Annotated in this window: 5 protein-coding genes; 3 read left to right on the forward strand and 2 right to left on the reverse strand. The window is 65.2% G+C overall.

Annotation, left to right across the window (positions count from 1 at the left end; genetic code table 11):
• From H0P51_RS13360 to H0P51_RS13370, 3 genes are all read left to right on the forward strand, one after another.
• Window positions 1–6,309: a type I polyketide synthase gene (locus H0P51_RS13360; protein WP_180918503.1), complete on the forward strand. Its 6,309-nt coding sequence runs from the start codon at window positions 1–3 to the stop codon at window positions 6,307–6,309.
• Between the two features lie 16 nt (window positions 6,310–6,325).
• Window positions 6,326–9,352: a type I polyketide synthase gene (locus H0P51_RS13365; protein ID WP_180918946.1), complete on the forward strand. Its 3,027-nt coding sequence runs from the start codon at window positions 6,326–6,328 to the stop codon at window positions 9,350–9,352.
• A gap of 141 nt (window positions 9,353–9,493) precedes the next feature.
• Complete coding sequence (locus H0P51_RS13370; protein WP_180918504.1) at window positions 9,494–10,555, forward strand: type III polyketide synthase; 1,062 nt, start codon at window positions 9,494–9,496, stop codon at window positions 10,553–10,555.
• Here H0P51_RS13370 and H0P51_RS13375 read toward each other — a convergent pair.
• Both H0P51_RS13375 and H0P51_RS13380 read right to left on the reverse strand, forming a co-directional pair.
• Window positions 10,538–11,830, reverse strand: a complete 1,293-nt coding sequence (locus tag H0P51_RS13375) for a cytochrome P450 (protein WP_180918505.1) — start codon at window positions 11,828–11,830, stop codon at window positions 10,538–10,540. The two genes, H0P51_RS13370 and H0P51_RS13375, sit on opposite strands and share 18 nt — an antisense overlap.
• Entirely contained in the window at window positions 11,827–13,602 is a 1,776-nt protein-coding gene (locus tag H0P51_RS13380; RefSeq protein WP_180918506.1) for an ABC-F family ATP-binding cassette domain-containing protein, read from the reverse strand. The genes H0P51_RS13375 and H0P51_RS13380 overlap by 4 nt, the downstream gene beginning before the upstream one ends.
• Window positions 13,603–13,709 lie beyond the last annotated feature (107 nt).

Below are 13,709 nucleotides of genomic sequence, written 5' to 3' on the forward strand. Positions count from 1 at the left end.
ATGAACCAGGGTCCGGACACCGCGAAGCACCTCGACTACCTCAAACGCCTCACCGCGGATCTGCGGCGCACCCGACGCCGGGTGTCCGAGCTGGAGGGCCGGTTATCCGAACCGATCGCGGTGGTGGGTATGGCGTGCAGGTATCCGGGAGGGGTGGATTCGCCGGAAGCGTTGTGGGACATGTTGCTTGCCGGTCGCGATGCCGTGTCGGACTTCCCTGGGGATCGCGGTTGGGACATCGATGGCATGTACGACCCGGATCCCGACATGCCCGGAAAGACTTACACCCGACGCGGTAACTTCCTGCAGCATGCTGGCGATTTCGACGCCGGCTTCTTCGGTATCGGCCCCAGCGAAGCGCTGGCTATGGACCCTCAGCAGCGGGTGATGCTGGAAGTGTCTTGGGAAGCGTTGGAACGCACCGGAATCGACCCGAGCGCCTTGCGCGGCTCAGCGACCGGCGTGTTCGCCGGAGTGATCCACGCCGGGTACGGTGGCGAGGTCAAGGGCGAATTGGAAGGCTACGGACTGACCGGTTCGACGCCGAGCGTGACCTCGGGACGGGTGGCGTATGTCCTGGGGTTGGAGGGACCCGCCGTGTCGGTGGACACGGCGTGCTCGTCGTCCCTGGTGGCGCTGCATTTGGCGGTGCAGTCGCTGCGCCAGCATGAATGTGATTTGGCGCTGGTCGGCGGGGTCACCGTGATGGCCACCCCGGCGGCATTCGTGGAGTTCAGCCGCCAGCGGGCGCTGGCTGCCGACGGCCGATGCAAGGCCTATGCCGGAGCCGCTGACGGCACGTCGTGGTCCGAGGGCGCCGGTGTGCTCGTGGTGGAGCGACTGGCCGACGCGGAGCGGTTGGGGCATCCGGTGTTGGCGCTGGTGAGGGGTTCGGCGGTCAACCAAGACGGCGCATCCAATGGTCTGACGGCGCCTAATGGTCCGGCACAGCAGCGGGTGATTCGGACAGCCCTGGCCAGTGCGGGTCTCGCTCCGACGGATGTGGATGTGGTCGAAGGCCACGGGACGGGCACCAGGCTGGGCGATCCGATCGAGGCGCAGGCAATCCTGGCGACATATGGGCAAGGTCGCGCCGAGCCGCTCTGGCTGGGTTCGATCAAATCGAATATCGGCCATACCTCGGCGGCGGCGGGTGCGGCCGGACTGATCAAGATGGTGCTCGCTATGCAGCACGGCGTAATGCCCAAGACTCTGCATGTCGATGTGCCGACACCGCATGTTGATTGGTCGATGGGGTCGGTGTCGGTGCTGACCGAACAGAGGTCTTGGCCCGAAGCCGGCCGCCCACGACGGGCCGGCGTGTCGGCGTTCGGTATCAGCGGCACCAACGCGCATGTGCTCTTGGAGCAGGGGCGCACCGCGGAATCAGAAAGCGTTGTGGCACAACCGTTCGATGGCGCCGTCCCATGGGTCTTGTCTGCGCGCTCGGCCGAGGCCCTGGCGAATCAGGCGGAGCGCCTGCTGGCGCGGGTGACTGCGGACCAGGGTGTGCGGCCATTGGATGTCGGTTGGTCGCTGGCGAGCACTCGGTCGGTATTCGAGCACCGCGCGGTCGTGGTGGCCGCCGACCATCGGCACTTTCAGGATGGGCTGGCTCGGCTGGCGTCGGGAGAACCGGCAGCGAGTGTAGCGGTCGGCCGCGCTCGCTCGCTCGGCAAGACAGTGTTCGTGTTTCCCGGCCAAGGCGCCCAATACCTGGGTATGGGGCGGGATCTATACCAGCGTTTCCCGGTGTTCACCAAAGCTTTTGACGAGGCCACCACGGCACTGGACAAGCATCTGCGCGTGCCGCTGCGCCACGTTATCTGGGGGAGCGACGAAGAGCTATTGGAGAGCACCGAGTATGCGCAGCCGGCGCTGTTCGCCGTCGAGGTGGCGTTGGCCGCGTTGTTGCAGTCTTGGGGCGTAGTTCCCGACCTGGTGCTCGGCCACTCGGTGGGGGAGATTGCCGCGGCCCAGGTCGCCGGCGTGCTTTCGCTGGATGATGCGGCTGCACTGGTCGCTGCCCGCGGCCGGTTGATGGCGGGGCTACCGGCCGGCGGGGTGATGGTCGCGGTAACCGCCGGCGAGGATGAGGTGGTGGCGCTGCTCAATGAAGGGGTGAGCATCGCTGCCGTGAATGCGCCGGAATCGGTGGTGCTTTCGGGTGAGCAGACGGCGGTCGCCGCGGTGCTGGATCAGCTGGAGGGTCGGCGAGTGCACCGGCTGGCCGTGTCGCATGCGTTCCATTCGGTGTTGATGGAGCCGATGATCCCCGATTTTCGGCCATCACTGGCCGGGTTGACCGCGGATGAACCGCGAATCAGGCTGGTGTCGAACGTCACTGGTGAGCTCGCCGGTGCCGGCTATGGTTCGCCGTCGTACTGGGTTGAACATGTGCGCAAGCCGGTGCGCTTTGCCGATAGTGTGAAGTCGGCCGAGTCGATCGGGGCCGGTGTCTTCGTCGAGGTTGGCCCTGGCGGCGGACTGGCCGCGCTGATCGAGCAGTGCGCTGCGGCACAATCGGTTTCGACCGCGCTGTTGGCGAAGGGCCGCCCCGAAGTCGAATCCCTCTACACAGCGGTCGCGGGCTTGTTCACCGCGGGCCTGCGGTTGAATTGGCGTGAAGCATTCGCGGGCCCGGACCCTCAGATCGTGGCATTGCCAACATATGCCTTTGACCGGAAGCATTTTTGGCTGACGGACCTCGGTGTCGGACCTACTTCGTTGCGGGCGGTGGGCCTGTCCGGGCTCGGACATCCACTGCTTGGTGCGGCCGTGCAGCGACCCGATTCCGGCGGGTTGGCTTTGACGGGTTGGTTGTCGCCGGCCATACAGAGTTGGCTCGCGGACCATGCTGTCACTGCCGTGACGCTGTTTCCCGGAGCGGGTTTCGCGGAACTGGTGTTGCGCGCCGGTGACGAGGTGGGCGCTCCGATGATCGAGGAACTGACGCTGCTTGCGCCGTTGGCTTTGCCGGCAACGGGCGGGGTGCGCATACAGGTACTCGTCAGCGCCGCTGACGATTCCGGGCGGCACGGTGCCGCGGTGTATTCCGCGGCGGGCGAATGTGATTCGTGGGTATTACACGCCGAGGGGATGCTGCGGCCTGGCGGCGTCCGGGGTGGGGCCGACTTGTCGACGTGGCCGCCTGTCGGGTCGTCGGCGGTGGATGTCTCCGCGGTATACGAGCAATTGGCCGGCCGGGGCTACCGATACGGGCCAGCGTTTCAGGGCCTCCGGTTGGCGTGGCGGCGCGGCCGCGAGGTGTATGCCGAGTTGACCGCGCCCAAGGGTGTGAGCGTGGCAGGCTTCGGGATTCATCCAGCACTGCTGGACGCTGCGCTGCATGCGTGGGCTGTGGTGGCGGGTGAGGATCAGTTGGCGCTGCCGTTCTCGTGGCAGGGGGTGTCGTTGCACGCCACCGGGGCGACCCGGCTACGCGTCCGGATCGCTCCGACCGGTGCCGGCTCGGTCTCGGTCGAGTTGGCGGATTCGTCGGGATTGCCGGTGCTGTCGGTGCGGGAGCTGGTGGTGCGCCAGATATCCGCGCAGGCGCTGTCGGCGGCGGTCTCGTCGGGTACCGCCCCGGGGAGCGGATTGCTCAGCGTGGTGTGGGCGCCGCTGGAACGCGACCAGGGCGACCCACCCGGAGAACTGGCGATGTGGGAGTCAAAGCCGGGAACCGTCTCGGCGACCAGCCACCAGGTGTTGGACGTGTTGCAACAGCACCTGGGCGGCGATGGTTCTGGTCGGCTCGCCGTGGTGACGCGCGGGGCGGTCTCAGTGGGCGGTGAGGACATCGTTGATCTGGCCGGCGCCGCAGTGTGGGGATTGGTGCGGTCGGCGCAGGCCGAGCATCCGGGCCGGGTAACGCTGCTGGATACCGACGGCTCGGTGGCGGTCGAGGACGTGCTCCGTTGCGCGGAGCCACAATTGGCGGTGCGGTCGGGCGTGGTCTACGGGCCTCGGCTGGTCCGGGCTGATAGTGCCGCGATACTGACCTTGCCGGATGGCTTGTGGCGGTTAGCCGTTGGTGACGGCGGGACGCTGCAGGATGTCTCGGCCCGACGCAGCGAGCCGGTTGAGTTGTCGCCCGGGCAGGTGCGCGTCGCGGTCGGTGCGGTGGGCGTCAATTTTCGGGACGTATTGGTGGCATTGGGCATGTATCCTGGCGGCGGCGAGCTGGGTGCCGAAGGCGCCGGCGTCGTTGTGGAGGTTGGTCCGGGGGTGACCAAACTGTCCGAGGGCGAGACGGTGATGGGCCTGTTGGGCGTGGTGTCACCCGAATCCGTCGTGGACCAGCGCCTGGTGATCGCAGCTCCGGACGGCTGGTCGCTGGACAGGGCCGCCGGCATCCCGGTGGTTTTCCTGACTGCGCTGTACGGCTTGCGAGATCTGGCCGGGCTCAAGGCCGGTGAGCGCGTGCTGGTGCACGCCGCCACCGGCGGTGTGGGCATGGCTGCCGTGCAGTTGGCGCGGTATTGGGGCTGCGAGGTTTTCGCCACAGCCAGTCGCGGCAAGTGGGAAACGTTGCGCGAGATGGGTTTCGACGACGCCCACATCGGCGATTCCCGCACCTTAGAGTTCGAGGTACGTTTCGCTGCGGCCACCGGTGGTGCTGGTGTAGACGTGGTGCTCAACTCGCTGGCCGGCGAGTTCACCGACGCCTCACTGCGGCTGTTGGGCCCTGGGGGGCGTTTCGTCGAAATGGGCAAGACCGATATCCGCGATCCAGCCGCTGTCGCCGATCGATATGACGGTGTCAGCTACCAGGCGTTCGACCTGATGGAGGCAGGGCCGGATCGAATCGCGACGATGTTGGCCGACGTTCGCGAGATGCTGCAAGCCGATGCGGTGAAATCCCTGCCCGTCAGGGTGTTTGACGTGCGCAGTGCCAGGCAGGCATACCGCTTCGTCAGCCAGGCCCGTCATCTGGGGAAGGTAGTGCTCACCATTCCCGCCGGCCCGGACGGTCCTGCCGGGCAGCAGTCGCCATTGGCGGGCGGCACCGTGCTCATCACCGGCGGCACCGGCATGGCGGGATCCGCCGTGGCGCGCCATCTGGTTGCCCACTACGGCGTCGCGAACCTGGTGCTGGTGAGCCGCTCTGGTGGACAGGCCGACGGCGCAGGTGAGCTGGGTGCTGCGCTCGAACAAGCCGGAGCTCGAGTAACTTTCGCGCAGTGCGATATCGCCGACCGTGCGGAAACGGCCCGGTTGCTTGCGCAGATACCGGTGCAGTTCCCACTCAAAGGTGTGTTTCATGCTGCCGGAGTGCTCGACGACACGGTGATCACGTCCTTGACCCCGCGGCGGTTGGACACCGTGCTGCGGGTCAAGGTTGACGGGGCGTGGAACCTACATGAGCTGACTCGCGGCGCGGATCTGGCTGTTTTCACAATGTTTTCGTCACTGGCGGGGATCGCGGGCAGTCCGGGCCAGGGCAACTATGCCGCAGCCAACGCCTTCTTGGACGCTCTTGCCGGCTACCGCCGCCAGCGGGGCCTGAGCGGCCTGTCGATCGCGTGGGGCTTGTGGGAGGAGGGCAGCTCGATGACCCGTCACCTGGGTGATCGAGATCTCGCTCGGATGAAGCAGGTCGGGCTGTCGGCACTCCCCACCGAGCAGGCACTTCAACTTCTGGATGCGGCCCTCATCGGCGATCAAGCGGTAGCCGTCGCGGCTCGGCTGGATACCAGCGTGCTGACCGCCGATACCGGCCTGCCGCCGCTCTGGCGCGAGTTGGTCACCCGTCGTACCCGCCGCGTCATCGAGTCTGCCGATAGCGGGGCGGCAGCAATAGGTTTGACGGCACGGTTGCATGCCCTGGAGCCCCAGCAGCGCCAGCGCGAACTTACCGAGCTGATCTCGACCAATGCTGCAATCGTGTTGGGTCACTCCAGCACCGTTGATATCGACCCGCACAGGGCTTTCCAGGAACTTGGGTTCGACTCGCTCACCGCGGTCGAACTGCGCAACCGGCTTAAAACGGCTACTGGGCTGACACTTTCACCGACCCTGATCTTCGACTACCCGACACCGGCTGCGCTTGGGGAGCATCTCTCCAACGAACTGGGCGCCGTCGCACCGCCGGTGGATGAGCAACCCCGACCGTTGGGCCGCGTTGACAACCTCACCCGCGAACTGGATGCGCTGATCCACCAATCCGACTGGACCGCGGAAGAAAAGGGCCAGCTCACCAGCCGGTTGCGCGCGTTGATCGCGGACTTGACCGCCGAGCCGGGCAATCAGGCGGCCCTTGACAGCGAGATCTACGCCTTGCTGGATGACGAACTCGGCCCATGAGGGCGACGTGAACGCAGTGCGGCAGAGTGACATCGCGGTCATCGGCTTGGCTTGCCGGTTTCCCGCCGCAGCCGATCCACGCGCTTTTTGGCGTTTGCTGCAGGACGGACATGAGATGGTCGGTTCTCTGCAGAGCGCTGCCGACTTCGACGCGGGCTTTTTCAACGTGTCGCCGCGCGAGGCGGCGGCGATGGACCCGCGCCAGCGGCTGGCTCTGGAACTGACATGGGAACTGTTCGAAGATGCGTTCCTGCTACCAAGAGGTCTCCGTGGCGAGCCAATCTCGGTGTACGTCGGGGCGATGACCGATGATTACGCGCTGGTGGCGTTACGCCAAGGTTTCCATGTCGACCACCACGCATTCGGCGGTCTGAGCCGAGGCATGATCGCCAACCGGATGTCCTATTTCTACGACCTGCGCGGTCCTAGCCTGACCGTCGATTCCGGACAGTCGTCCTCCCTGCTGGCGGTGCACATGGCGGTTGAGGCACTGCGTGCCGGCACGGCGTCGATGGCAATCGCCGGTGGTATACACCTCAACTTGGACACCGAAAGCGAACTCCTGGAAAGGGAGTTCGGTGCAACCTCGCCGTCGGGCCACACCTATGCGTTCGACGAACGCGCGGATGGATATGTGCGAAGTGACGGCGGCGCCCTGGTATTGCTGAAGCCCCTGCGCGCTGCGCTGGACGACGGAAACCGGATTCACGCAATCGTTTCCGGCAGTGCAGTCGGCAATGCGGGCGGCGATACGTCGGGACTGACGGTCCCGTCGTCCGCCGCGCAGGTCCACGTGATCCGGCGGGCATTGACCGATGCCGGTCTGGTTCACACGCAGGTCGACTATGTCGAGGCGCATGGAACCGGCACGCAGGTCGGCGATCCCGTCGAGGCCACATCCCTGGGTGAGGTATTCGGTGCGGCCCGGCGGCGGCCGCTGCTGATCGGATCTGTCAAGACCAACATCGGGCACACCGGTGCCGCGTCTGGGATCGCGGGGTTGATTAAGACGGTGCTGGCGGTTGAGAACAGGGCGCTGCCGGCGAGCCTCAATTTCGCCGTGCCGGCAACCGATCTGGTCGGGCTCGGTTTATGTGTTAACACTGTTCTGACGCCCTGGACCGATGATGTGCGCCGGGCTGGGGTTTCGTCGTTCGGTATGGGCGGGACCAACGTGCACGTGGTTGTCGAACAGGCGCCAGGGGTCGAAATGGTTGCCGCCGAACCGGTTCACGATGTTGCGGTGCCTTGGGTATTGTCCGCCCGGTCGGCGGAGGCTTTGACCGGCCAGGCCCGCCGGTTGTCCGAGCGGGTGGCGGCGCTTGGAATGGCAGACACGGGTTGGTCATTGGCGACTACTCGGACGGTGTTCGACTACCGGGCGGTGGTGGTCGGCGCGGACCGCGGACGCATGACCGAGGGACTGGGGGGGCTGGCAGCCGGGGTTCCGGGGCCGGCAGTGCAGACCGGCCGGGCCCGGCCGTTAGGCAAGAAGGTGTTCGTGTTTCCCGGCCAGGGGTCGCAGTACCTGGGTATGGGACGTGGTCTTTACCACCGTTTCCCGGTGTTCGCGGCAGCCTTCGACCAGACCGTTGCGGTGCTCGAACCATATCTGAGATTGCCGCTCCGACAGGTGATCTGGGGACATGACGTGGCGTTGCAGGAGAGCACCGAGTTCGCTCAGCCTGGGTTATTCGCCGTGCAGGTGGCGCTGGCGGCACTGCTGCGCAGCTGCGGCGTGAGAGCCGACTTCGTGGTTGGCCACTCGGTGGGGGAGATCGCGGCGGCCTATGAAGCGGGAGTGCTCTCGCTCCCAGAAGCGGCTCAGCTGGTGGCCGAACGGGGCCGTCTGATGGCAACGCTGCCGCCCGGTGGGGTGATGGTCGCGGTCGCCGTGAGCGAATCTGAGGTGGCCCCACTGCTGAGCTCGCAGGTGAGCCTGGCGGCGGTGAACGCACCCGATTCCGTGGTTCTGTCCGGGCCGTCGGACCAGGTGGCTGCGGTAACGCAGGAGTTGTCGAAACGAGGCCGTCGGGTGCACCGACTGAACGTGTCTCACGCATTCCACTCGGCCTTGATGGAGCCGATTGTCGATGATTTCGCGGAGCGGCTCGCCGATCTTGCGCCGCAGCAGCCGCGTATCCCGTTGGTGTCCAACGTCACGGGGCGGTTGGCCGGGCCCGGCTACGGGTCGAGCGAATACTGGACCGAGCACGTCCGTAGGCCGGTAAGGTTCGGCGAGGCGATATCAACGGTGGTGAGCCTTGGCGCCGAGGTGTTCATCGAGGTGGGTCCCGGCGCCGGTTTGACTGCGGAACAAGAGATTTCGATTGTGACGCTGAGTCAGGACGCCCCGGAGGCCGATGCCGTGCTGTCCGCGATGGCACGACTATTCAGCGAGGGTGCTGATATCGACTGGGCGGCTACATTTACCGGGCTGGATTGCCGATACGAAGAATTGCCAACGTATGCCTTCGTCCGGCAACGCTTTTGGGGATTGTCTGGTGACGAGGTGTCCGCCGAGCCGGAGCCACCCGCCGCCGTAGGGTTGCAACACCTGGGCCCCGTCGAGCGTCGTCGCCGTCTGATCGACCTGGTGTGTTTTCATGCCGCCGCCGTCCTCGGGCACACCAGGCGCCGGGACGTGAGTGCGGATCGTGCTTTCCAGGATTCCGGATTCACCTCGATGAGCGGAGTCGAACTGCGCAACCGGCTGCGGTCTGAGGCAGCGCTGGCCGGATTGTCGCTACCGCGCACGCTCATTTTCGACTATCCCACTCCTGCGGATCTGGCCGACCACCTCGCGGAGCTACTGAGCTGCATTGACAGCGAATATCCGGAAAACGAAGATATCTGGCTGGCACTACGAAATATCCCCATCGCCGAACTGCGTAGGACCGGATTGCTCGAGAAACTTCAACTACTAGCCGGGCAATCGGAAAAAGCCTCGTCAGAGGTCTCGAATAGCGATGATGTGATCGACTCTCTCAGTCCCGAAGCGTTAATTGCAATGACCCTCGATTCCGATGAAGAAATTGGCTGACCACTGGAATCCGGGATGAAATAAGACAGACGTCGAATAGTGCGTTTCTTTGCGACGCCTTCTACCGCCAACTAAACTCTGAGTTTTGGGGAGTCAGAGCGGGCGGACTTGACTCGGTATCCAACTGATTGAGGCAGGTGCATGAGCGTCGTCGCAGGTGTATTCGGTGCATTGCCACCACACCGATACAGCCAGAGTGAGGTCACCGATTTATTCGTTGAGTTCCCCGGTTTGAAGGAGCACGAAGAAATCGTCCGGAAGCTGCATAAGTCGGCCAAGGTGAACGGGCGCCACTTCGTCATGCCGTTGGAGCAGTATCCGGCGCTCACCGACTTCGGGGACGCCAACGAGATTTTCATCGACAAGGCGGTCGACCTCGGCATCGAGGCGCTCATGGGCGCGCTCAACGAAGCGGGCCTGCAACCAGAGGACATTGACCTCATAATGACCACGACGGTGACCGGTGTCGCGGTTCCGTCGCTGGACGCCAGAATCGCCGGCCGCTTGGGGCTGCGTCCCGACGTGCGGCGGATGCCGATATTCGGCCTGGGCTGCGTAGCTGGGGCGGCCGGTGTCGGTCGCCTGCACGACTATTTGCGCGGTGCCCCCGATGATGTGGCTGTCTTGATATCGGTCGAGCTCTGCTCGCTCACTTACCCGGCGATCAAACCGACGGTGTCGGGGCTGATCGGCACCGCGCTGTTCGGTGACGGCGCTGCAGCGGTGGTCGCGGTCGGTGATCGGCGGGCCGAGAAGATCCAGGCCAGCGGACCCGAGATCGTAGACTCCCGCAGTCGCTTCTACCCCGAATCGCTGCACATCATGGGATGGGACGTCAGCTCGGCTGGTCTGCAGTTGCGGCTCTCGCCCGATTTGACGGAGCTGATCGAGCAATACCTGGCGGCAGACGTGGACGGCTTCCTCGACGCGCACGACCTGAGCAGGGATGACATTGCGGCCTGGGTGAGTCATCCGGGTGGTCCGAAGGTGATCAACGCGATCACGGACACTCTGCAGCTGCCTCCCGAGGCTCTGGAGTTGACGTGGCGTTCCCTGGGCGATATCGGCAACCTGTCGTCGTCGTCGGTGCTGCACATCCTGCGAGACACCATCGAGAAGCGCCCGCCCAGCGGCACCCCCGGTTTGATGCTGGCAATGGGTCCGGGTTTTTGTGCCGAACTCGTGCTATTGCGCTGGCGTTAGCCCTTTCACCCGGATTGTCAAGCCTGGCCGGGGACTCAGCGCAGCGAAGTTCGCCGCCCGGATCCGTTGGGCCGGCAACTGCAACCTCGTTCGGGCGACCAATCTCGCCAGCATCACTGTCATCTCGGTGATGGCCATGACCGACCCAATGCAGCGGTGCAGGCCGCCGCTGAACGGAATGAACTCGTGCGGTGCGGGTCTGCGATACCCGACAGCGCCAGCATCCCACCGCTGCGGCTGAAATTCCGTTGGCTCGGGCCATGATTCGGCAATCCGATGGGTCACGTAGGGGCTGAACACGATCAGCCGTCCTGTCTGGATACGGTGGCTATCGAACCATAAGTCCTGTATCACTCGGCGCGCCGAGATTACTCCGGGCGAGTAGAGCCGAAGTGTCTCGTGCACAACGCCGTTGAGGTAGGTCAGAGCGGTCAGATCCGAGGCGGTGGGCGTTCGGCCGCCAAGCACCCGGTCCACCTCGTCGGCAGCGGACTCCCATGCACCGGGCACGGTGAGCAACATGTAGGCCGCCCACGCCAGCGCAGCACTGGTGGTTTCGAAGCCGGCGGTGATCATCGAGACGATCTGGTCGCGAATCTCGTTGTCGGACAGCGGCTGTTCGTCCTCAGACCGGCCATTCAGCAGAATCGTCAACATGTGATCGTCGGGTCTGGGGTTGCTGCGGGCGTCGGCGATCTCGCCGTCGATCAGGGCGTCGATGTGCCGGCGGGCGGTCATCGCCCGTCTCCAGCCGGGTGAGTTGAACCGTCGTTGCAGCCGCATCACCTGCGGTGGGCGATGGGTCAGGTCCAGTAGCGGTTGCAGCTGCACGCCGAGGAAATCCGAATGTGCGGCCATGCGGGACCCGAATAGGCTCTCGGCCGTGCTGCGGCGCACCGCGCTGCGGAACTCGGAGTAGAGGTCCAGCACCTGCCCCGGGCGCCAACTTTCGATGGTGTCGTCGATGACGGATGCCATGGTGTGGACGTAGTCCTGAATCTGCTTGTGGCGCAGTCCGGGTGCCACCACACTCCGTCGTCGGCGGTGGTCTTCGCCGTCGCTGACGATCAGTGCAGTAGGTCCGTCCACGGGCGCCAGATTCTCGAATGTCTCGCGCCAACTGAATGCGGCGGCGTTCGCGAACACGAACTTATTCGCTTCTGGGCCAAGCATATACACGATGCCATGCCGGCCAATTCCGGTGTTGACAATCGGACCGCAGCGGTTGTACAGCGCGAGCAGCGCTTCGCCGGGAGGGTACGTGACGAGTTTCATTCCAGCATCTCCGACAACTCCAGCCATCGAGACTCGGCGACGGCGACTTCGTCTTCGAGGGCTCGCAATTCATGAGTCAGTCGGGTAACGCCGACATGGTCGGATTGGTCGTGCTCGGCCAGCTCGGTGTGCTTGGCGGCGATCCGGTCGGAGAGGCGGGCCAACTGGCGGTCGGCGCCCGCCAACTCCTTTTCGGCGGCCCGCCGTTGTGCTCCCGACAATGTCTGGGCGGCCGGCGCGGCCGCGGGCTGGCCTGCGGGCTTGGCGGAGGTGGCGGCCGCCAGTCGCAGGTATTCGTCGATACCGCCGGGTAGGTGGCGCAGTCGACCTCCGAGGATCGCGTACTGCTGATCGGTGACGCGTTCAAGTAGGTAGCGGTCGTGGGAGACGACGATCAGGGTGCCCGCCCAGGAGTCCAGCAGATCCTCGGTGGCGGTCAGCATGTCGGTGTCGACGTCGTTGGTGGGCTCGTCGAGCAGGAGCACGTTCGGTTCGGACAGCAGCGTCAGCATGAGTTGCAGCCGCCTGCGCTGCCCGCCGGACAGCTCGCCGATCCGTGCCGAGAGTTGTCCGCGAGCAAACCCGAGCCGCTCGAGAAGCTGGGCGGGTGTCATCTCGCGGCCTTCGACCTCATAGCCGGTCTGCAGCCGGCTAAGCACGTCGGCAATCCGTTCGCCAGCCAATGTTTTGAGTTCGTCACCTTGCTGGTCGAGTACCGCGAGCTGAACCGTTTTGCCGCGCTTGACCTTTCCGGTGTCCGGCCGGACCGTCCCAGCCAGCAATCCCAGCAGGGTGGACTTCCCGGCGCCGTTGGCCCCGACGATTCCGGTCCGCTCGCCGGGCGCGATGCGCCACTCGATGTTCCGCAGCACCGGACGTCCGTCGTACGACACCGAGACGTCCAGCAAATCAATGACATCCTTGCCCAACCGGGCGGTAGCCAACTTGGCAAGCTCCACGGTGTTGCGCAACGGCGGTACGTCGGCGATCAGCTGGTTGGCGGCCTCGATGCGGAATCTAGGCTTCGAGGTGCGTGCCGGGGCGCCGCGGCGCAACCAGGCCAGTTCCTTGCGCATTAGGTTCTGCCGTTTGGCCTCCGAAGCTGCAGCTTGGCGGTCCCGTTCGACCCGCTGCAGGACGTACGCCGCGTACCCGCCTTCGAACGGTTCGACGATGCCGTCGTGCACTTCCCATGTAGTGGTGGCGACTTCGTCGAGAAACCAGCGGTCGTGCGTGACCAGGAGCAGGCCGCCACCGTTGCGTGCCCAGCGTTGTTTGAGGTGATCGGCCAGCCAGGTGATGCCCTCGATATCGAGGTGGTTGGTGGGCTCGTCGAGCGCGATGACATCCCACTCGCCGATGAGCAATTGTGCTAGCTGCACACGCCGGCGCTGCCCACCACTGAGGGTGGAGACCCTCGCGTCCCAATCGATATCGGACACCAGCCCACCGACCACGTCACGGATGCGTGCGTTGCCGGCCCACTGATGTTCGGGTTGATCGCCGACCAGCTGCTCGCCGACCGTGCTTGAAGAATCCAAGGTGTCGGCCTGGCTGAGCGCACTGACCCGAAGCCCGGTTCGCCGCGTGACCCGGCCGGAGTCGGGTTGCACCAGGCCGGTCAGCAAGCCGAGCAGGCTGGACTTACCGTCGCCGTTGCGACCTACGATGCCGATGCGGGCACCGTCGTTCACCCCGAGGGTGATCGATTCGAAGATCACCTGGTTCGGATACGCCAGATGCACAGCCTCGGCTCCGAGTAGGTGCGCCACCCGGTCGACGGTAATAGGTCGAGCGGGTGCGCGGATCCGCGGATCGTGGTCTCGCCGACCCCCACAGCGTTAACACCCTGGTGACGCTCAAACCGCGGGTACGGCCG

The sequence above is a fragment of the Mycobacterium vicinigordonae genome, assembly GCF_013466425.1.
Taxonomy (GTDB): Bacteria; Actinomycetota; Actinomycetes; order Mycobacteriales; family Mycobacteriaceae; genus Mycobacterium; species Mycobacterium vicinigordonae.